Annotated in this window: 14 protein-coding genes, 3 rRNA genes and 1 riboswitch; of the genes, 4 read left to right on the top strand and 13 right to left on the bottom strand. The window is 59.4% G+C overall.

Annotated features, from left to right (window positions below):
• The first annotated feature begins 217 nt into the window (after positions 1-217).
• From pepN to PV375_RS00715, 3 genes are all read left to right on the top strand, one after another.
• Positions 218-2,764 (top strand): aminopeptidase N, encoded by a 2,547-nt coding sequence (pepN, locus tag PV375_RS00725; RefSeq protein WP_332105712.1) that lies wholly within the window; start codon positions 218-220, stop codon positions 2,762-2,764.
• Positions 2,765-2,905: 141 nt separating this feature from the next.
• Positions 2,906-3,868 (top strand): mechanosensitive ion channel family protein, encoded by a 963-nt coding sequence (locus PV375_RS00720; protein WP_201612739.1) that lies wholly within the window; start codon positions 2,906-2,908, stop codon positions 3,866-3,868.
• 18 nt (positions 3,869-3,886) lie between these two features.
• Positions 3,887-4,315, top strand: a complete 429-nt coding sequence (locus PV375_RS00715) for a globin domain-containing protein (protein ID WP_332105711.1) — start codon at positions 3,887-3,889, stop codon at positions 4,313-4,315.
• A 155-nt stretch (positions 4,316-4,470) separates the two neighbouring features.
• On the opposite strand, the gene rrf is transcribed toward PV375_RS00715, so the two are convergent.
• The 13 genes from rrf to msrA form a co-directional block, all read right to left on the bottom strand.
• Positions 4,471-4,587 (bottom strand): 5S ribosomal RNA (rrf, locus tag PV375_RS00710).
• 87 nt (positions 4,588-4,674) lie between these two features.
• A 23S ribosomal RNA gene (locus PV375_RS00705) occupies positions 4,675-7,726 on the bottom strand.
• 343 nt (positions 7,727-8,069) lie between these two features.
• Positions 8,070-9,592, bottom strand: a 16S ribosomal RNA gene (locus PV375_RS00700).
• The 16S, 23S and 5S rRNA genes sit together here, the layout of an rRNA operon.
• A 388-nt stretch (positions 9,593-9,980) precedes the next feature.
• Positions 9,981-10,658, bottom strand: coding sequence for an ABC transporter ATP-binding protein (locus tag PV375_RS00695; protein WP_332105710.1), 678 nt, complete (start codon positions 10,656-10,658; stop codon positions 9,981-9,983).
• Positions 10,655-12,310, bottom strand: coding sequence for an ABC transporter permease (locus tag PV375_RS00690; RefSeq protein WP_332105709.1), 1,656 nt, complete (start codon positions 12,308-12,310; stop codon positions 10,655-10,657). The genes PV375_RS00695 and PV375_RS00690 overlap by 4 nt, the downstream gene beginning before the upstream one ends.
• 4 nt (positions 12,311-12,314) lie before the next feature.
• Complete coding sequence (locus tag PV375_RS00685; protein WP_332105708.1) at positions 12,315-13,352, bottom strand: thiamine ABC transporter substrate-binding protein; 1,038 nt, start codon at positions 13,350-13,352, stop codon at positions 12,315-12,317.
• Between the two features lie 42 nt (positions 13,353-13,394).
• Positions 13,395-13,502, bottom strand: a riboswitch (TPP riboswitch).
• Between the two features lie 76 nt (positions 13,503-13,578).
• A complete protein-coding gene (gdhA, locus tag PV375_RS00680; RefSeq protein WP_332105707.1) occupies positions 13,579-14,934 on the bottom strand; it encodes an NADP-specific glutamate dehydrogenase in 1,356 nt (451 codons plus the stop codon).
• 230 nt (positions 14,935-15,164) lie between these two features.
• Positions 15,165-15,836, bottom strand: coding sequence for a hypothetical protein (locus PV375_RS00675; protein ID WP_332105706.1), 672 nt, complete (start codon positions 15,834-15,836; stop codon positions 15,165-15,167).
• Positions 15,833-16,393, bottom strand: coding sequence for an acyl-CoA thioesterase (locus tag PV375_RS00670; RefSeq protein ID WP_332105705.1), 561 nt, complete (start codon positions 16,391-16,393; stop codon positions 15,833-15,835). Before PV375_RS00670 ends, PV375_RS00675 begins: the two co-directional genes overlap by 4 nt.
• The gene (ettA, locus tag PV375_RS00665; protein WP_201518756.1) at positions 16,393-18,075 is read right to left on the bottom strand and encodes an energy-dependent translational throttle protein EttA; all 1,683 of its coding nucleotides are present in this window, start codon (positions 18,073-18,075) and stop codon (positions 16,393-16,395) included. The genes PV375_RS00670 and ettA overlap by 1 nt, the downstream gene beginning before the upstream one ends.
• Positions 18,076-18,133: 58 nt before the next feature.
• Complete coding sequence (locus PV375_RS00660) at positions 18,134-18,619, bottom strand: DUF6993 domain-containing protein (protein ID WP_332105704.1); 486 nt, start codon at positions 18,617-18,619, stop codon at positions 18,134-18,136.
• Between the two features lie 109 nt (positions 18,620-18,728).
• On the bottom strand, positions 18,729-19,202 hold the full coding sequence (locus PV375_RS00655) for a single-stranded DNA-binding protein (RefSeq protein ID WP_332105703.1): 474 nt from the start codon (positions 19,200-19,202) through the stop codon (positions 18,729-18,731).
• Between the two features lie 248 nt (positions 19,203-19,450).
• Positions 19,451-19,975: a peptide-methionine (S)-S-oxide reductase MsrA gene (msrA, locus tag PV375_RS00650; protein ID WP_332105702.1), complete on the bottom strand. Its 525-nt coding sequence runs from the start codon at positions 19,973-19,975 to the stop codon at positions 19,451-19,453.
• 24 nt (positions 19,976-19,999) lie between these two features.
• Here msrA and PV375_RS00645 point away from each other — a divergent pair, with 24 nt between their 5' ends.
• A complete protein-coding gene (locus tag PV375_RS00645) occupies positions 20,000-20,863 on the top strand; it encodes an aminotransferase class IV (RefSeq protein ID WP_332105701.1) in 864 nt (287 codons plus the stop codon).
• The last annotated feature ends 22 nt before the right edge of the window (positions 20,864-20,885 follow it).

Below are 20,885 nucleotides of genomic sequence, written 5' to 3'. Positions count from 1 at the left end.
GCCCCCAGAGGCGACGTAACGGTCGTTGCTGCAAAATTCACCCCATACGCGTCATTCATTCAATCTGGTTAACACTACGCCGTGCCGGTGCCGAAAACATGTGTGGCGCTTCAGTCTTTTTCACAGGTCGCCGACCGTTTTGCACACCCAGACAGCGGTAAGCTCAAGCCCGACCAAAAGCGTAAATGACGCCAAATCGAAACGACAGGATGTATTCGTGCCCGGAGAAAACCTCACTCGCACCGAAGCCGTCGAACGTCGTGACCTCGTCGATGCCACCAGCTACGACGTGTCGATCGACCTGACGACCTCTCCCGAAACCTTCCGCACCGTAACTCGCGTAGAGTTCACCGGCACCGAAGGCGCCACCACTTTTATTGACGCCATCACCGACACCGTTCACGCAGTGAAGCTGAACGGCATCGACCTCGACCCGGCAGAAGTTGCCGACGGCGTGCGCATCACGCTGCCAAATCTGGCAGCCAATAACGAGCTCATTGTCGAAGCCGATATGCGCTACATGAACACCGGCGAGGGTCTGCACCGCGCAGTCGACCCTGCCGATGGCGAGGTGTACCTGTACTCGCAGTTCGAGGTGCCGGATGCCCGCCGCATGTACCCCTGCTTCGAGCAGCCCGACCTCAAGGCCGTGTTCACCTTCCACGTGACGGCGCCCGAAAACTGGGCCGTGATTTCGAACCAGCCCACCCCCGAGCCCGAACCGCTCGGCGATGGCAAGGCCGTGTGGCATTTTGGCCAGACCCCAAAAATGTCGACCTACATCACGGCACTCGTCGCCGGCCCGTATGTCTCGTGGCATGACGAACTCGTTTCGGCAAGCGGCCGCACCATCCCGCTGGGGGTGTACTGCCGTAAGTCACTCGCTGAGCACATGGACGCCGACAATATTTTCACCACCACAAAGCAGGGCTTCGAATATTTCGAACGCAACTTCGGCGTCCCCTACCCCTTCGACAAATACGACCAGCTGTTCGTGCCCGAATACAACATGGGCGCGATGGAAAATATTGGCTGCGTGACCTTCACCGAAACCTATGTTTTCCGTTCGCGGGTGAGCGACGCCATCCGTGAGCGCCGCGTGGTGACCATCCTGCACGAGCTGGCCCACATGTGGTTCGGCAACCTGGTCACCATGAAGTGGTGGAACGACCTGTGGCTGAACGAGTCGTTTGCCGAGTTTATTTCGACGCTCGCGACCGCCGAAGCTACCGAATGGGAAAACGACTGGGTAACCTTCCTCGCCAGTGAAAAGACCTGGGCGGTACGAGAAGATCAGCTGCCGTCAACGCACCCGATCGTCGCCGAAATTCGTGACCTTGACGATGTGCTGGTGAACTTTGACGGCATCACCTACGCCAAGGGCGGTTCGGTGCTCAAGCAGCTGTTTTTCTGGGTGGGCCGCGAGGCGTTTTTCACCGGCGTGAACTCCTATTTCAACAAGCACGCCTACGGCAACACGGTGCTCGACGATCTGCTGGTTGAGCTCGAGGCCGCTTCGGGTCGCGATCTGCGCGAGTGGTCGAAACTGTGGCTGGAAACCGCCGGCGTGAACACGCTGCGCCCCGAGTTTGAACTGGATGCAGACGGCAAGTTCACGTCGTTCGCCATCCTGCAGTCGGCTGCCGACGCCCACCCCACTATTCGCCCGCACCGCCTCGCGGTTGGTATCTACAACCGCACTGACGAGGGCATTGTCCGCACCCACCGGGTCGAACTTGATGTGAATGGTGAGCGCACCGAGGTGCCAGAGCTTGTCGGCCAGCACCGGGGCGATCTTGTACTCATCAACGATGACGACTTCGCCTACGCCAAGATCCGTCTCGACGAGCAGTCGCTGCGCACCGTGCACGACCACGCGGGTGAAATTGTCGACCCGTTGGCCCGCGCGCTCACCCTCGGCAGCCTGTGGGATGCAACCCGCGATGGCGAGGTGCCGGTGCAGCAGTTCATCGAGACCGTGCTGGCACATATCGGTAGCGAAACCGAATCGACCACGCGTCGGATGCTGCAGTCGCAGCTGCTCGGCTCGGTTGACCGTTATTCGCGTCCCGAGCGCCGCGAGCAGCGCCGAATCGAGGTTGCGGATGCGTTCTGGTCACTCGCGCAGGCGGCCGAGCCTGGTTCGGATGCGCAGTTTGGTTTTGTGCAAACGTTCGCGCAATTCGCCACCACTGACGAGCAGCTGCAGGTTGTTGCGGATCTGTACGACGAAAGCGTGAAGCTTCCGGGTCTCGACATTGACACCGATCTCGGCTGGCAGCTGCTGTATGCACTGGTCGCCGGTGGTCGGGCAGGTGAGCCCGAGATTGCGGCGCGGTATGCCGCGGATGCCACCTCGGACGGTAAGCGTTCTGCCGCGCACGCCCGTGCCGCAATCCCGACTGCCGAAGCGAAGCGTGCGGCCTGGGATTCGGTGTGGACCACTGCGGGCGCCACGAACGACATCGTTCGCGCCGCCGCCGCAGGGTTCTGGACTACCCGCGATCATTCGCTGCTGACGCCGTTTGTCGACACGTATTTCGCCGAGCTGCGACAGATCTGGTCAAGCCGTTCGTACCACATCGCCGAATACCTGGTCGACGGTTTCTTCCCCGGGCTGGTCGACACCGAGCGGGTCGTCGCGCTCGCTACCGAGTGGCTGGCAAACAATGAGGATGCACCGGCACCGCTGCGTCGCCTCATCGCCGAGGACCTCGATAGTGCCCAGCGCGCGCTGCGCGTGCAGGCTGCCGACGTCGAGTAGTCAACCATAGCCATCAGGGCTGGGTGCTGCCGCTAAGGCAGCGTCCAGCCCTGATTTTTTTAGCTGTGCTGCCGCCGCGTTGTGGTGATGCTCAGCTGTTTGCTGCCAGCACTCGGGAAGCACTCGTATGATCGGCTGCAAATGCAAAACTTTTTTGACTCCGTTATTGAGTTCCTCGGCCCGTTCTCTGACCTCATTGCCATTGTTTTGGTCATCCTCGGAGCCTGGCTGGTCAACCGACTCGCGAAAATCATCATTCGTCGAACCGTGGGCAAGATCGTCTCCGGTGTCAAAAAAAAGCGTGGCGTCAACGACACCCAGATGCTGGCGCTGCGTTCGCCACTCGAGTCGGTGCGCACCGTGCAGCGCGCACGCACTATCGGTCAGGTGCTCGAAAACATCGTTGCGGTGCTGATCTTCGTGATCACCGTGATGTGGGTGGTCACGATTATTAACCCGTCGTTTTTGGCTTCGCTCACGGTGCTCTCGGCGGCCGTGGGTGCCGGACTCGGTTTCGGTGCCCAAAAAATCGTTGGCGATGTGCTCAACGGCCTGTTCATGGTCATCGAAGACCAGCTGGGCGTCGGCGACGAGGTCGATATGGAATATGCAATCGGCATCGTTGAAGCAGTGGGCGTGCGCGTAACCCAGGTGCGCGACCTGTGGGGCCAGCTCTGGTACATCCGCAACGGCGAAATTCAGCGCGTCGGCAATAATTCCCAGGGCTGGAACCGCGCCATCATTGACCTTGCGGTGCCCTACACCGTTGATCGCGACCGCGCCCAAAAAGTGATGGCCGAAGCTGCCGAGGCGCTCTATAACGACCCCGAATGGGCCGAACACATCATTGAAAAACCCAGTATTTGGGGTTTGCAGACGCTCTCGGCTGAAGCTGTCATTGTTCGCCTCGCGGCAAAGACGCTGCCGGGCGAACGCTGGAGCGTTGAGCGTGAACTTCGTGCCCGCATCCAGGATGCATTCAAGGCCGAGGGTATTTCGCTACCGCCGATGAACACGGTGATTTTTAACGGCCCCAATGGGATGAACCTCACGCGCGCCAACGGAATTGATGATCGTCAGGCACAGCAGCGCGAAGCCGAGTGAGTGCGTAGGCTTGGCCTTATGACTGAACCGCTTCCCGTCCATCTGCGCACCGGCGAACAAGGCGCTGCGGCCCTTCCCACCGTTTACGAGCAGGTCGGCGGCATGGCGGCATTCGACACGCTCGCCCGCCGCTTCTATGAGGCGGTGCAGCAAGACGAGGTCATGTGGCCAATGTATGACCCTGATGATCTCGAGGGCGCCATCTGGCGACTTAGCCGGTTCCTCGGACAGTATTGGGGCGGTCCCACCACCTATTCGGCACAGCGCGGACACCCGCGGTTGCGGATGCGTCACGCACCGTTTCCGATTGATCGGGATGCACGCGAGCGTTGGCTGCGCCATATGACCGCCGCAGTCGACTCAATGCAGTGGCCGCCGATGGTGCGCGCGCAGATGCTCGATTATTTTGATCGCGCGGCCACCGCCATGATTAATCAGCTCGGATAATCCGCCGGCCTGTCGGCAATAACCCCTAGGTCAACAGCGTCACCGTTTTGGTGTTGTCACCGTTTTAATGCTGTCTGAGGGGTTGTTTTCGGGAAACAAAAAAAATGGTGGGGCACACAACCCAAACGGATTATGCACCCCACCATCAAAGTAAAGTTCGGCAGTGACCTACTCTCCCACAAAGTCCCCCTTGCAGTACCATCGGCGCAAAAGCACTTAGCTACCGGGTTCGGAATGTAACCGGGCGTACCCACTCCGCTATAACCACCGAAACACTCCCTGGCAATACGCCAAGAACCACACAACAAACGCGAACACCCACAACAGCAAACAACCAAACAAGCAAGCCATTCAAAGGTAGAATCAAATAATCGGCCTATTAGTACCGGTCAGCTCCACACCTCACAGCGCTTCCACATCCGGCCTATCAACCCAGTCATCTACTGGGAACCTCAAAGGAAGTCTCATCTCGAAGCCGGCTTCCCGCTTAGATGCTTTCAGCGGTTATCCATCCCGAACGTAGCCAATCAGCCGTGCCCTTGGCAGAACAACTGACACACCAGAGGTTCGTCCATCCCGGTCCTCTCGTACTAAGGACAGACCTTCTCAAACTTCCAACGCACGCAGCGGATAGAGACCGAACTGTCTCACGACGTTCTGAACCCAGCTCGCGTACCGCTTTAATGGGCGAACAGCCCAACCCTTGGGACCTACTCCAGCCCCAGGATGCGACGAGCCGACATCGAGGTGCCAAACCATGCCGTCGATATGGACTCTTGGGCAAGATCAGCCTGTTATCCCCGAGGTACCTTTTATCCGTTGAGCGACAGCGCTTCCACAAGCCACTGCCGGATCACTAGTCCCGACTTTCGTCCCTGCTCCACCCGTCAGTGTCACAGTCAAGCTCCCTTGTGCACTTACACTCAAAATCTGATTGCCAACCAGACTGAGGGAACCTTTGGGCGCCTCCGTTACTCTTTAGGAGGCAACCGCCCCAGTTAAACTACCCACCAGGCACTGTCCCTGAACCGGATCACGGTCCGAAGTTAGATAACCGGTATCACCAGAGTGGTATTTCAACAACGACTCCACAACCACTAGCGTGGCCACTTCACAGTCTCCCACCTATCCTACACAAGTAACACCAATCACCAATACCAAGCTATAGTAAAGGTCACGGGGTCTTTTCGTCCTGCTGCGCGTAACGAGCATCTTTACTCGTAATGCAATTTCGCCGAGTTCGCGGTGGAGACAGCTGGGTAGTCGTTACGCCATTCGTGCAGGTCGGAACTTACCCGACAAGGAATTTCGCTACCTTAGGATGGTTATAGTTACCACCGCCGTTTACTGGGGCTTAAATTCAATGCTTCGCCAAAGCTAACACTTCCTCTTAACCTTCCAGCACCGGGCAGGCGTCAGTCCGTATACATCGTCTTTCAACTTCGCACGGACCTGTGTTTTTGATAAACAGTCGCGACCCACTAGTCTCTGCGGCCACCACACCCTCTCGGAGTAAATCCTAACAAGCGGGTGGCCCCCCTTCTCCCGAAGTTACGGGGGCATTTTGCCGAGTTCCTTCACCACGATTCTCTCGATCTCCTTGGTATTCTCTACCTGACCACCTGTGTCGGTTTCGGGTACGGGCAACTCAAACCTCACGTCGATGCTTTTCTCGGCAGCATAGGATCACCAACTACCCCAAAACAGGTTCCGCATCAGATCTCAGGCACACAAGCGACGGATTTACCTATCACTCACCCTACATCCTTGCCCGGATACAACCACTCACCCGGATTGGCTACCTTCCTGCGTCACACCCACGCTACCCTCCCCGGATCGGATCACGCACAAACCCATCAACACGAACCAAAGGCCCGCGAAAACAAGCTCACACGCTTAGCATCACCAGATCAGATTTGACGGTTCTTCGCCGGTACGGGAATATCAACCCGTTATCCATCGACTACGCCTGTCGGCCTCGCCTTAGGCCCCGACTCACCCAGGGCAGATTAACTTGACCCTGGAACCCTTAGTCATTCGGAGGACTGGTTTCTCACCAGTCATTCGCTACTCATGCCTGCATTCTCACTCGTGTCACGTCCACGACCAGATCACTCTGCCGCTTCACCCACAACACGACGCTCTCCTACCCACCCCCACAAAAGGAGTGCCAAAATTTCGGTGGTGTGCTTGAGCCCCGCTACATTGTCGGCGCGGAATCACTTGACCAGTGAGCTATTACGCACTCTTTCAAGGGTGGCTGCTTCTAAGCCAACCTCCTGGTTGTCACTGCAACTCCACATCCTTTTCCACTTAGCACACGCTTAGGGACCTTAATTGTTGGTCTGGGTTGTTTCCCTCTCGACTATGAAGCTTATCCCCCACAGTCTCACTGCCACGCTCTCACTTACCGGCATTCGGAGTTTGGCTGACGTCAGTAACCTTGTCGGGCCCATCGGCCATCCAGTAGCTCTACCTCCAGCAAGAAACACGCAACGCTGCACCTAAATGCATTTCGGAGAGAACCAGCTATCACGAAGTTTGATTGGCCTTTCACCCCTAACCACAGCTCATCCCCCCAGTTTTCAACCTAGGTGGGTTCGGTCCTCCACGAGGTCTTACCCTCGCTTCAACCTGGCCATGGCTAGATCACTTCGCTTCGGGTCTAGAGCATGCGACTCAACGCCCTATTCAGACTCGCTTTCGCTACGACTACCCCACACGGGTTAACCTCGCCACATACCACTAACTCGCAGGCTCATTCTTCAAAAGGCACGCCGTCACCCCAAAAGGCTCCGACGGATTGTAAGCATACGGTTTCAGGAACTATTTCACTCCCCTCCCGGGGTACTTTTCACCATTCCCTCACGGTACTTATCCACTATCGGTCATCCAGAAGTATTTAGGCTTATCGGGTGGTCCCGACAGATTCACACAAAGTTTCACGGGCTCCGTGCTACTTGGGATACCATCCACGCCACACACAAAGTTTCAGCTACGGGACTCACACCCCCTACGGTTCGCTTTTCAAAACGATTCGCCTACCCTGCGCACCAACGCCGACCCCCTGGTAGAAGGATCAAGACAGTCCCACAACCCCGACCACGCAACGCCTACCAACTCTCACACGTGACCGGTTTAGCCTCATCCGCTTTCGCTCGCCACTACTCACGGAATCACTCTTGTTTTCTCTTCCTACGGGTACTGAGATGTTTCACTTCCCCGCGTTCCCCCTCACCGCCCTATACATTCAGACGGGAGTAACCAGAACAAGTCTGGCCAGGTTTCCCCATTCGGAAATCCTCGAATCAACGCCCGTTTATCGGCTCCCCGAGGCTTATCGCAGATTACCACGTCCTTCATCGGCTCCAGATGCCAAGGCATCCACCATATGCTCTTACGAATTTGAACACCAAGAATAACTTGCCATTACCAAGACAAAAGAATCAAAAAAACTCTCATCAAGACAACAATTGCTCACAACCACACGCCACCCCAAACAGGGCAACATGCAGCTGCAGATGCTCGCGTCCACTGTGTAGTTCTCAACGTACCACCACGGCCCAACACCAACCCCCACCACAAAGCAAAGGCCAGCACCAGACGTGACCAGGCAAACCACACCCCACCACCAAAACAGCAGCAGAGCACTGGTCCCCCAGCACCCAACAACGCACACTCCAAGAATGTTCCACCCAAACACCCCCTGGCCAACACTCGCAGCCAACAGGGATGCCAAAAACAAACTCCTTAGAAAGGAGGTGATCCAGCCGCACCTTCCGGTACGGCTACCTTGTTACGACTTAGTCCTAATCACCGATCCCACCTTCGACAGCTCCCCCCAAAAGGTTAGGCCACCGGCTTCGGGTGTTACCGACTTTCATGACTTGACGGGCGGTGTGTACAAGGCCCGGGAACGTATTCACCGCAGCAATGCTGATCTGCGATTACTAGCGACTCCGACTTCATGGGGTCGAGTTGCAGACCCCAATCCGAACTGAGACCGGCTTTTTGGGATTCGCTCCACCTCGCGGTATCGCAGCCCATTGTACCGGCCATTGTAGCATGCGTGAAGCCCAAGACATAAGGGGCATGATGATTTGACGTCATCCCCACCTTCCTCCGTGTTGACCACGGCAGTATCCCATGAGTTCCCACCATAACGTGCTGGCAACATAGGACAAGGGTTGCGCTCGTTGCCGGACTTAACCGAACATCTCACGACACGAGCTGACGACAACCATGCACCACCTGTATACCGACCCAAAGGGCGCGACTATCTCTAGCCGATTCCGATATATGTCAAGCCTTGGTAAGGTTCTTCGCGTTGCATCGAATTAATCCGCATGCTCCGCCGCTTGTGCGGGCCCCCGTCAATTCCTTTGAGTTTTAGCCTTGCGGCCGTACTCCCCAGGCGGGGCGCTTAATGCGTTAGCTACGACACAGAAACCGTGGAAAGGTCCCCACATCTAGCGCCCAACGTTTACGGCATGGACTACCAGGGTATCTAATCCTGTTCGCTCCCCATGCTTTCGCTCCTCAGCGTCAGTAACGGCCCAGAGATCTGCCTTCGCCATCGGTGTTCCTCCTGATATCTGCGCATTCCACCGCTACACCAGGAATTCCAATCTCCCCTACCGCACTCTAGCCTGCCCGTACCCACTGCAGACCCGAGGTTGAGCCTCGGGCTTTCACAGCAGACGCGACAAACCGCCTACGAGCTCTTTACGCCCAATAAATCCGGACAACGCTTGCACCCTACGTATTACCGCGGCTGCTGGCACGTAGTTAGCCGGTGCTTTTTCTGCAGGTACCGTCACTTGCGCTTCTTCCCTACTAAAAGAGGTTTACAACCCGAAGGCCGTCATCCCCCACGCGGCGTTGCTGCATCAGGCTTGCGCCCATTGTGCAATATTCCCCACTGCTGCCTCCCGTAGGAGTCTGGGCCGTGTCTCAGTCCCAGTGTGGCCGGTCACCCTCTCAGGCCGGCTACCCGTCGTCGCCTTGGTAGGCCATTACCCCACCAACAAGCTGATAGGCCGTGAGCCGATCCAGAACCGCAAAAACTTTCCAACCGAAGACCATGCGGCCTCGGCACCTATCCGGTATTAGCCACGGTTTCCCGCGGTTATTCCAGAGTCCTGGGCACGTTGCTCACGTGTTACTCACCCGTTCGCCACTAATCCACCAAAGCAAGCTAAGGCTTCATCGTTCGACTTGCATGTGTTAAGCACGCCGCCAGCGTTCGTCCTGAGCCAGGATCAAACTCTCCATAAATGAAGTAAACACCCACCCACCCCGGAAAAAGAGGCAGACAGGCAAGCTCGATCTCTGACAACCACACAACCCCAAAAAACACGGGGCCATGCGCATCAAAGAAACCACAAACACAACCAAAAGGTCATGCCGAGGCAAAAAATAAACTGGCATTCAAAAAAGTGCACGCTGTTGAGTTCTCAAGGACCAAACACACCCCAAACCCACCAACACAACAAACCATGTCAGCTTCACTGGGAGTGGTAGTTCTAGTCGCCTACCGGCTGAATCCGATTTCGTGACCCTCGCGCTCTCTGGCGCTTGGCGTCTCGCGGCGACAAGGGAATAATTTACGCACTTACGAACAGTTATGCAAGTTGCTCCTGAAACCCGGGCGTGTCGCGCTTGTTTATGCGGTTTGTGGATACAGACGGCCATCGCGAATCTCGACGATCCGGTCTGCCATCGTGCGGGCCTCTTCCCAATCGTGGGTGACGTGCACAGCAGCAGTTGCCTGCCCCCGCAAAATATCCCGCACCTCCACTGCCAGCCGCTCGCGTAGTGCGCGATCGAGAGCCGAGAACGGTTCATCGAGCAGCATGATCCGCGGCCGGGGCGCTAGAGCTCGCGCGAGAGCCACCCGTTGGGCCTGCCCACCCGATAGTTGCGCCACCGAACGGTCGCCGAGTTGCGGCATCCCCACCAGTTCAAGAAGCTCAGCCACACGGTGGCGGCGCTGCGCCGCTGACATCCGCTGCACCTCGAGTCCGTACGCGATATTGCGAGCCACCGAACGATTCGCGAATAGCTGCGCATCCTGAAAGACCATGCCGCAGCCCCGCCGGTGCGTGGGCACATCGGTCACGTCATCGCCCGACATCAGGATGCGTCCCGACCACACCGGCTCGAGCCCGGCAATGGCGCGAAGTAGCGTCGATTTTCCGCAGCCGCTGGCGCCAAGCAACACCACAATCTCGCCTGGCTGCAGCTCGAGATCGGCATCGGTGACCACCGGACTTCCGGGTTCGTAACCCACCGTGACCGCTTCAAGCTGCAGTGCCGGAAGCGAGTTCGTCGAGTCGGTCATACACTGCTCGCTTTCTTTTCTTGAATCAGCAGGCTCTCGGTGGCGCGCGCTCCGGGTAGCTGGCGCGGGCGCCATTGCTCGCTCAGCAGCAAAATCGCACCGGTCAATAGCGCTAGCATCACTGCACCGGCCATCGCCATGCCGTAGTTGAAATCACCGGGGCGGCCCAGCAGCCGCACGATCATGATTGGCAGAGTGGGAGCATCCGGGCGCGCCAAAAATGTGGTGGCTCCAAACTCTCCGAGCGACAGCGCGTAGGCAAATCCCGCAGCCGGCCCCACCATGCGCGCCAGCACGGCACCGTCAACTGTCAGCAGCACCCGAAGTGGTGAAGCTCCGAGCACCGCCGCCGCTTCACGCTGCCGGTTATCAATCGCTCGCAGCGCCGGCACCAGCAACCGCACCACAATCGGTACGGCAATCACGGCCTGCGCCGCCGGGACGAGTGCACCTGAGATGGCGAGGTTTGGCCAGGCAGCTTGGATCGAAACCACCATGCCGAAACCCACCGTCACCGCCGAAACACCCAGCGGCAGCATGATGGCAGCGTCGAGCAACCTGGTTATTCGGGTTGCGTTGGGTCGAGATAGCAGCAGCGATAGTGGTACACCGATAATGAGCGATAGCACTGTGGCATCCACGCCGATGCGCAGCGAATTTTCGAGCGCGGCGAGCACGGTCACCCCACCACCAAAACCGGTTCCAGAGGTGGCAAGTTTGGCGAAGTTTTCGACACTCAACTCGCCACCGACCGTGAACGCGGCACGAAACAGCCCCAAAAGCGGTAACACGATCAAACCGGCGATCACCGCAACTGTGACGATCACCGCCGGCGAGGTGCGCACGGTGAGCGGCCGCAACCGCGGCTGGTGTTGTCGCAGCGGCTGGTGATTTCGGCGCGTGAGCGCATTCGACACGGTAACGGTCAGCACCACGATCACCAGCTGCAGGCACGACAACACTGCCGCCGCACGAAGATCAAACGCCGCCGTGGTTTGACGATAAATCTCGGTTTCGAGAGTGCCGACACCCGGCGTGCCCAGGGTGCGGACAATGCCGAACGCGGTCGAGCAAAATAGCAGCACGAGACTCGCCGCGGCGGCAATCGCGGGCATCAATTGCGGCAGGGTCACCGTGATAAACACCCGCGCGGGCCCGGCACCGAGGGTTGCTGCGGCCTCGGCGGCGCGATAGTCGAGCCCTCGCCACAGGGTGCCGACCGTGCGCGCCACCAGACCGTAGTTAAAAAACATCATGGCGAGCACGACGGCGGTAATGCTCCCCTCGAGCCCCAACGAGCGGAACGCCATACCCACCACGACGGTGGGCAATACGAACGGCATGGTCGCAGCCATGCGCAAGGCGGTTTGACCGCGGAATCGCACTCGATACAGGGCCCAGGCGCCGGGCACCCCCAAGAGCACACAACCAGCGGTCGCAGCCAGCGCCATCCCTAGCGTTTGAGCAAGAATTCGCCAAGTGCGCCCGTCGGTGAGCACGCTTCCAGCCACCGAAAGGTCAATTCGGGCTCCGTCACTGAAGCCGCGCACGAGCATGGCGGTGACCGGCCACGCGAACAGCACCGCAAGCAGTGCCGCCGGAACAAGACCGGCCACCAGCCACAGGGGCCAGAGCCCGTCGCGCCGTTTCACGGTGCTATTCGCTCAGCTTCGTGAACTCGTTTAGCCAGGTCTCCCGCTCGGCCGCAACCTGGGCAGGGTCGACATCAATCGGTGTCGTTGATGGCTGGGCGTGTTTCGCCCACTCCTCAGGAAGGTCGACCTGGTCACTGACCGGGTACATGTACATCTGCTCGGGAATCGTGACCTGGTATTCGTCGCTGAGCAGGTAGTCGATGAACGCCTGCGCGCCCTCGGGGTTTTTCGCGCCGGCAACCACACCGGCATACTCAATCTGGTCAACGCAGCTCGCTTCGAGGTTGCCGGTCTTGCCGCCCTCGGCGGCCGGCGATGAGGCATAGCTCAGCACCAGCGGGTAATCGCCCTTGCCTTCTGAACCCGAAAAGTCGCTGTAGTACGCATCCGACCAGCCGGCTGCCACGCGGGTGCCGCCATCAAGCAGCTTCGACATGTAGCTCTGCCAGTTGTCTCCGTACTTGCCTACAACACCGGCCAAGAAGGCAAGCCCCGGTGATGAGGTGCTGGGGTCGGTGATCACCAGCAGCTTGGCGTATTCGGGTTCGGCCAGTTGGTCGAGGCTGGTGGGCTCGGCAACGCCATTTTCGGCGAACCAGTCGCGGTCAATATTGATGCACACCTGGCCGTGGTCAATCGGGGTGAGCGTTTTACCCATCGCGTAGTCGGCGGCGCTATCGGGCAGTGCGGCCGATTGATATTCGCTCAGCACATCGGCATCGGTAATGGTGGTTGCCGAAAAGTTGTCGATACCAAACACACCGTCGACGGTCGGCGCATCCTTACCCAGCAGCAGTTGGTTCACCACGAAGCCGGCATCGCCGGGTGCGGTGGTGACCAGCTTGTAGCCGGTTTTTGTTTCAAAATCGGCTTTTTGCTCGGCGGTGATCTGGAACGAATCGTGCGTCAGGATGGTGACGGTGCCGCCGGCGCCGTCGGTGCCGGTTGCGTCGGTGCTCGGCGAGGCGCTGATACTGCACCCGCTGAGTGCGAGCGCGACCACCGCCGCTGCGGCAATGAATCGGATTTGACGACGCATGTGAACCTCCACTGTGTATGGAGGGCTCGCATTGGCTGCGAGGAGAGGTAAAGCTCGACTTCCTCCGCCGGTGCTAACCGGTTCAGGTTCGAGGGTCAGCGGTCCGTACCGCACTCTCAGCGCCCCGGTGGCGCTCCCCTGTCGTGCCTCTGATGCTAGTGGATTCCGCGGCAGAACTCGCCAACCGCGGCGCCTGCCGGTGTGGCTGCGGCATTCAGCAACAAGTTCAGACGAGCCCCTGGGCGATCATGGCGTCGACCACTTTGGTGAAAGCGGCGATATTGGCACCCAGTACATAGTCGTTCGGATCGCCATAGCGGCTGGCAGTTGCACGCACGCGTTCGTGCACTGACACCATGATTTCTTCGAGCCGCGACTCGGTGTAGGCAAAGTCCCAGCTGTCACGGGATGCGTTTTGCTGCATCTCGAGCGCGGAGGTGGCAACACCTCCCGAGTTCACTGCTTTGGCCGGACCAAATAACACGTGTTTTGCTGCCCGCAACAACTGCGCCGCTTCGGGTGTGCAGGGCATATTTGCGCCCTCGGCCACCACTTTCACACCGTTGTCGATGAGCGCACGCGCCGATTGGCCGTCGAGCTCGTTCTGGGTGGCACACGGCAGCGCAATATCCGTCGGCACGTCCCACACATCCGTGATGCGCGCGTGAAACTCAACCCGGGGGCCGCGCCGGTCGGCATAGTCACGGATGCGGCCGCGCTCGATTTCTTTCACCTGTTTCAGTAGCTCGAGATCGATTCCATCGGGATCATAAACGCAGCCAGATGAATCGGATGCGGTCACCACCCTGGCACCGAGTGCCTGCGCTTTTTCGATGGCATAGAGGGCGACATTGCCCGCACCGGAAACCGAGACGCGCTTCCCGTCGAGGGTTTCGCCCATCGTGGCGAGCTGTTCGCGGGCGAAGTAGATGGTGCCATAACCGGTTGCTTCAGTGCGCACCAACGAACCGCCCCAGTTGAGCCCTTTCCCGGTGAAGGCGCCCGCTTCGAATCGATTGGTGATTCGTTTGTACTGGCCAAACAAGTAGCCAATTTCTCGGGTTCCCACACCGATATCACCCGCGGGCACGTCGGTATATTCACCAATGTGTCGGTAGAGCTCGGTCATGAACGACTGACAAAACGCCATGATTTCAGTGTCGCTGCGACCGTGGGGGTCAAAATTTGCACCGCCTTTACCGCCACCGATCGGAAGCCCGGTGAGCGCATTTTTGAAGATCTGCTCGAAACCCAAAAACTTGACGATGCCGAGGTTCACGGATGGATGAAAACGTAACCCTCCCTTGTAGGGGCCAAGCGCCGAGTTGAATTCGACCCGGTAACCGCGATTGATGTGCACCTGTCCGCGGTCATCGCGCCACGGCACCCGAAAAATAATCTGCCGCTCCGGCTCGCAGAGGCGATGGATGATGTCGTGGTCGAGGTACTCGGGGTGCTGCTCGAGCACCGGTCCGAGCGAGTCGAGCACCTCGGCGACTGCCTGGTGGTACTCCGGCTCGTTGAGGTTGCGTTCAAACACATCCTGCTTGAGCACCTCAATTGTCGAGTCGATCTGTGGCATTCCGCACCTCGCTAAGTCGGTTTGTGTTGCACTGTAACGCGAGCGCAACAACTGAACGAGCATCATTTATTTCACGGGATGCAATAAAAGAATGCCATTAACCACTCGCGCGGCTAATGGCATTCATACCGGAGCAACCCCGGCACACTAATGACATTTAATGAATGTAATTAGTTAAATGCCAACTCGCCATTGAGATTGGTCACTTGAACAATAGCACGATAATTATTTTATCGCTGCGCCAAAATCTGCCCGGTTCGGCTCACCAACCGCCACCAACCATCCGCGATATGCACGGCGATGGGGTCACCGACACGCCAGAAGCCGAGCGCGTGTCCGGCAAAAGCGACCCCCGCCGGCGGTCGGGTGTCGCCAGCCAGCGCCCCGCAGCTGTCTGGCAGCTCACGCGTCCAAGTGTCGGTACGGCCCGCCCGCTGATCGGCGCTGTTCGCCACCGCAGCGATCCCAGATTCGGCTGCGGCAAGCACGGCCGCAGCATCCAGCTGGCCGACAAGCGTCCAGCCATGTAGCGGCGGACGCCGACCCGTCCACGATTCCAGCCGCCGCTCGGGTGGAACCGACAGTTCCAGTGCCGCATCCCCGGAGGCCTCACGTGCGAGCCGATCGAGAAACCCTCGCAACGGCACCACCGCCTCAAACCGGCTCGAAGCGCAGTCGCTTGGATCAGCATCCAACACCTCGCCGGCGATGGCCCGCACGCCGATGGTCAGCGGTGAACGATCGAGAATGCCAGCCGGGCGCAGCACCGGCACCCAAAAGGCCACCGCCGAGCCGACTTGCTCAACCAGCACCGAACCGTCCTCGATGCGGCCCGCCCGCCCAAAATAGGTGGCCAGATCATCGCGCACCCGCGCATCCTCGAAACGAATCCGGGCGCTCATTTGGCTGCCGCTTCGCCACCGGGCGTGTGCTCGCCGGCGCGCTCCACCCGGTCGACGCGCAGCTTCGGCGGCTCACCCAAAAATGGCCGCCAGGCCGCGCGTTCGGCGTCGTTGAGTCGGCGCGGTCGCTGCGACTCGGCATCGAGAAACACGATCGACGAGCGCGCCGCAGTGTGCAGGATGCGCGGCCCATGCCCAACCGGGCTCCACACCTCGTAGGCAATTTCGGCCGATGCCGCACCGAGATGGCTCACCCAAATCTGCACGTCGAGCGGTTCGGGATAGTGTGGGATCGGCGCCCGGTAGTCAATCGCGTGGCCGGCGATGAGTGTGAGTGTGTCGCCACCGCTGCCGGCATCCACAATGCCCATCGGGCGGTTCGTTTCGGTACCAGGCTGCGGTTTCCAAAACGCCGCGATACGCGCTTCTTCGAGCAGCGTGAATAGTGTCGCGTTATTGACGTGACCGTACGCATCCAGATCGCGCCAACGTACCGGCACGGCCACGTGGAATCGGCGTTCGCCGTCCACGTGGCCGCTTTCGAATGTTTCGAGCATTAGTCGCGAGTGAGCTTTCGGTAGGTGACTCGCGAGGGTTTGGCCGCTTCGGGGCCGAGACGCTCAATCTTGTTCGCCTCATAGCCCTCAAAGTTGCCCTCAAACCAGTACCAGTTCGACGGGTTTTCATCAGTGCCTTCATAGGCAAGGATGTGCGTGGCCACGCGGTCGAGGAACCACCGGTCGTGGGTGATCACCACGGCGCAACCCGGGAACTCGAGCAGTGCGTTTTCGAGGCTCGACAGCGTTTCAACGTCGAGGTCGTTCGTGGGCTCGTCAAGCAGCAGCAGGTTGCCGCCCTGTTTGAGAGTGAGCGCCAGGTTCAGCCGGTTGCGCTCACCACCCGACAGCACGCCCGACTTCTTCTGCTGGTCTGGGCCCTTAAAACCGAACGACGACACATAGGCGCGCGAGGGAATTTCGACCTGACCAACCTGGATGAAGTCAAGACCGTCGCTCACGACCTCCCAGACCGACTTTTCGGGGTCGATACCGGCGCGGTTCTGGTCGACGTACGAGAGTTTGACGGTTTCGCCAATCTTCAGGTCACCCGAGTCGAGCGGCTCAATACCAACGATGGTCTTGAACAGCGTTGATTTACCAACACCGTTCGGACCGATAATGCCGACGATGCCGTTGCGTGGCAGCGAGAAGCTGAGGTTATCGAACAGCACGCGGTCGCCGAAGCCCTTTTTGAGGTCGGTGGCTTCGAGCACAATATTGCCCAGACGCGGCCCCGGCGGAATCTGAATCTCTTCAAAATCGAGCTTCCGAGTGCGCTCAGCCTCGGCCGCCATCTCTTCGTAGCGAGCCAGACGCGCTTTCGACTTGGCTTGACGACCCTTGGTGTTCGAACGCACCCACTCAAGCTCTTCGGCGAGGCGCTTGGCAAGCTTGGCGTCTTTTTTGCCCTGAATCTGCAGTCGTTCTTTTTTCTTCTCGAGATACGTCGAGTAGTTGCCCTCGTAGGGATACAGACGGCCGCGGTCGACCTCGGCGATCCACTGGGCGACGTGATCGAGGAAGTACCGGTCGTGGGTGATCGCGATCACCGCACCGGGGTACTTCTGCAGGTGCTGCTCGAGCCACAGCACGCTCTCGGCGTCGAGGTGGTTCGTGGGCTCATCGAGCAGCAGCAGATCCGGCTTTTCCAGCAGCAGCTTGCACAGCGCCACTCGGCGACGCTCACCGCCCGAGAGGTTGGTGACGGGTTCATCAGCGGGTGGGCAGCGCAGCGCATCCATCGCCTGCTCGAGCTGCGAGTCGAGGTCCCAGGCATCGAGCTGGTCGATCTCGGTCTGCAGCGTGCCCATCTCTTCCATGAGCGCATCAAAGTCGGCGTCTGGCTGCGCCATTTCTTCGGAGATCTGGTTGAAGCGGTCGAGCTTGCCCTTAATATCGGCAACTCCCTCTTCGACGTTCTCACGCACGGTTTTCGACTCGTCGAGCGGCGGTTCCTGGAGCAGGATGCCAACGCTGAAGCCGGGGGTGAGCTTGGCCTCACCATTCGACGGCTCGTCGAGACCGGCCATGATTTTGAGGATGGTCGATTTACCGGCACCGTTCGGGCCGACCATACCGATCTTGGCACCGGGGAAAAACGACATTGTCACGTCGTCGAGAATCAGCTTGTCGCCCACCTTCTTGCGGGCGCGAACCATTTGATAGATGTACTCGGCCATGTTGTCCAGTCTATGAATTGCGGTTATCGGATGTGGTCAAGTCGCGGTAAAGCTGTGGCTACCAGTCAATATCGATCGACTTGGCAAGCTGACACTTGCCGCTGCTAATCGGTTTGGAGACCAGCGATGCGTAGCGGCCATCTGGGCCGCGCTCTCCCAGAAGGCACATATTGTCGGGCATGTGCACCGACACAATCACAAAGGTGGTGTCGAGCCCGATCGGCGTTTTATCGCTGGTCACTTCCATTTTTGACTTGTCGAAGCCGGCGTCTACGAGAGCGTTGACGAGGTCTTTGGAGCCCGCGCCGGGATTTTCCGACAGCACCTGTTTGAGCGTCGCATCAAAGTAGGCGTGGTTCACCTCTGCTCCGCCGTCGGGCACAAACTCGGGCGCCTGAGTAGGTGTGGCTTCGGCCGCGGTGGTGGTTTCGACCGGTCCGCCGTTGGTGGCGCCGCTCGTGCAGCCAACCAGCGCCACACTCGCGAACAGGAGCGCGGACGTCGGCAGCAGCACCGCACGCGGAAAACTTTTGAAGCGACTCATCGAGTTGGCATTCTACGTGGCCAATTCCGCAAGATCGCCATCGGCCACTCAGCTTCCGCCACAACGGAGCAGTCCCGAGCAACTGTGCTCGGGACTGCCCACGCTGGCATTAGAACGGTTTGCCCGCATCCGACAGCTCAGCCGTCTGCGCACCGATGTCGGCAAATCCGACTACCGAATCGCTGGCCGGCGTAGTGATGTCGCTGTCTGCTTCTTCACGCTGCCGCGCGTTGCTGCTCACGGTAGCGGTGGCAAAAGAAAGGTCGGGGCCGACGTGATTCGCGAGGATCTCGATGCGCTTGCCGTTGCTGTTGTCTTCGCGCTGAAACTCACTAATTTGCAGCCGCCCCTGCACCATGACCCGGTGCCCCTTGGCGAGGCTCGCCTTGACATTGGTGGCGAGATTACGGAAACAGGTGATGGTGTACCAGTTAGTGTGCTGGTCTTCCCACTTACCCTCTTCGTTGCGCCGACGCCGTGAAGAGGCGAGCCGAAAAGTGGTGATGGTGAGATCGCCGTTATCGCTGTGTTTGTGTTCGGGATCGGTTCCGATAACTCCGACCACTGTGATCTGATCTGACATGCAGGCTCCAATCGTGCTGGGTGTTGAGACGATCGGCGAGCCCGTGCCGTGTCGAATGTTACGAGGCTCACCGACCGTGCCCGCAGTCTCTCGCGATCATGTCCGGTCACATCGACAGCAAGACGGTCGCTGTGGATAACCCGCTATTAACAGGCCGGTCGGTTTCACAGTGATGCGGCGCGGCACTACCCCATCCACTCAGCGAACTACCCCATCCACTCAGCGAGCTACCCCATCCACTCAGCGAGCTACCCCATCCACTCAGCGAATCGGGCACGCACTTTCCGCACCTTTGGTACCGCGACGGCATTGCAGTAGCCGTTGCCGGGGTTTTTTGCGAAAAAGTCCTGGTGGTAATCCTCAGCCGGCCAAAAATCGGTGGCGTCCTCGATGGCGGTCACCACCCCACCGCCCCACAGCTCATTGGCGCGACCGATGGCGGCGGTAAATTGTTCGCGCTGCTGCGCATCCGCCGGGAACATCGCCGAACGGTACTGGGTGCCAATATCTGCGCCCTGCCGGTTGAGCTGTCGAGGGTCGTGCAGAGTGAAAAAAATGTCGAGCACGATATCGGCGGGAATGATCGTCTCGTCGAACTCGATGCGGATCGCCTCCGCGTGACCGGTGCTGCCGGTGCACACCTGCTCATAGCTCGGCTCGGCAACCGCGCCGCCGATATAGCCGGCGGTAATGGCACTCACACCGCGAACATTGCGGTACACGGCATCAAGACACCAAAAGCAGCCACCGGCGAGAACAAATGTTGTAGTCATGCGCGCAAGAGTACGCTGAATTACATGACACCTGTTCCACTGGTAGCCCTTCTTGACGGCTCACTGCACGACGTCACCAGCATGATGGTGCGGCCCGACGACCTCGGTATCGTGCGCGGCGACGGAGTTTTTGATGTTGCGCACGGTTACGCCGGCCGGTTTGCCAACCTGGATGCGAACCTCGAGCGACTCGCAAATTCGGCACGCATCCTGTCACTACCAGAACCGGATGCGGCCGGCTACCGCCGCGCGGTCGCTGCGCTCACCGATGCCTGGGATTGGGATGCAGCTCCCGAAACGACACTGCGCATGGTGCTCACTCGCGGACCGGAAACTGAGAGCCCTGAAACTCGCCAGCCGAGCGCCTGGGCGATGATCTCGGCAATCAGCGAGCGGGTGGTGCAAGAACGCGAGGGCGTACGAGTGCTGGTGCTCGACCGCGGAATTGAGGCCGAAGAAACGAGCGAGCTGCCGTGGCTGCTGCCGGGTGCCAAGAGCCTGTCTTACGGCATCAATATGGCGGCAAAGCGCTGGGCGGCGGCCCACGGTGCCGATGACGCGCTGTTCGTGTCGCCCAGTGGCCGATTGCTCGAAGGGCCGACCTCTTCGCTCGTGCTCGACATCGACGGCGCGCTGGTCACCCCCACACAGGATGGGCTGCTTCGCTCGCTCACCATTCAGGCCATGATCGACGGCGCGCCAGCCGCCGGCCTCACCGCCCGATTCGATGTGCTCAACCTCGCTGACCTTGACCGGGCTCGGGGCGGCTGGCTGGTTTCTACCGGCCGCATCCTGGCACCGATTATTGAGCTCGATGGCAAGCCGTTCCCGATCTCGCCGCTGCACGACCGGCTCGCGCAGCTGCTCGAGGTACCGGGTCGCGGCTAGTTCGCCGATCGGCAGGCTGCGG

Source organism: Gulosibacter sp. GYB002, from assembly GCF_036577665.1.
Classification (GTDB): Bacteria; Actinomycetota; Actinomycetes; order Actinomycetales; family Microbacteriaceae; genus Gulosibacter; species Gulosibacter hominis.
Note: the sequence above shows the minus strand (reverse complement) of the source record. Positions and strands in the feature narration are given on the sequence as shown.

What these genes read in the sequence shown, in the direction of transcription:
- PV375_RS00685 (WP_332105708.1), bottom strand. Translation starts at nt 13,352, where the DNA reads ATGCGTCGTCAAATCCGATTCATTGCCGCAGCGGCGGTGGTCGCGCTC.
- PV375_RS00695 (WP_332105710.1), bottom strand. Translation starts at nt 10,658, where the DNA reads ATGACCGACTCGACGAACTCGCTTCCGGCACTGCAGCTTGAAGCGGTC.
- PV375_RS00645 (WP_332105701.1), top strand. Translation starts at nt 20,000, where the DNA reads ATGACACCTGTTCCACTGGTAGCCCTTCTTGACGGCTCACTGCACGAC.
- ettA (WP_201518756.1), bottom strand. Translation starts at nt 18,075, where the DNA reads ATGGCCGAGTACATCTATCAAATGGTTCGCGCCCGCAAGAAGGTGGGC.
- PV375_RS00670 (WP_332105705.1), bottom strand. Translation starts at nt 16,393, where the DNA reads ATGCTCGAAACATTCGAAAGCGGCCACGTGGACGGCGAACGCCGATTC.
- PV375_RS00675 (WP_332105706.1), bottom strand. Translation starts at nt 15,836, where the DNA reads ATGAGCGCCCGGATTCGTTTCGAGGATGCGCGGGTGCGCGATGATCTG.
- PV375_RS00715 (WP_332105711.1), top strand. Translation starts at nt 3,887, where the DNA reads ATGACTGAACCGCTTCCCGTCCATCTGCGCACCGGCGAACAAGGCGCT.
- PV375_RS00720 (WP_201612739.1), top strand. Translation starts at nt 2,906, where the DNA reads ATGCAAAACTTTTTTGACTCCGTTATTGAGTTCCTCGGCCCGTTCTCT.
- PV375_RS00655 (WP_332105703.1), bottom strand. Translation starts at nt 19,202, where the DNA reads ATGTCAGATCAGATCACAGTGGTCGGAGTTATCGGAACCGATCCCGAA.
- gdhA (WP_332105707.1), bottom strand. Translation starts at nt 14,934, where the DNA reads ATGCCACAGATCGACTCGACAATTGAGGTGCTCAAGCAGGATGTGTTT.
- msrA (WP_332105702.1), bottom strand. Translation starts at nt 19,975, where the DNA reads ATGACTACAACATTTGTTCTCGCCGGTGGCTGCTTTTGGTGTCTTGAT.
- PV375_RS00660 (WP_332105704.1), bottom strand. Translation starts at nt 18,619, where the DNA reads ATGAGTCGCTTCAAAAGTTTTCCGCGTGCGGTGCTGCTGCCGACGTCC.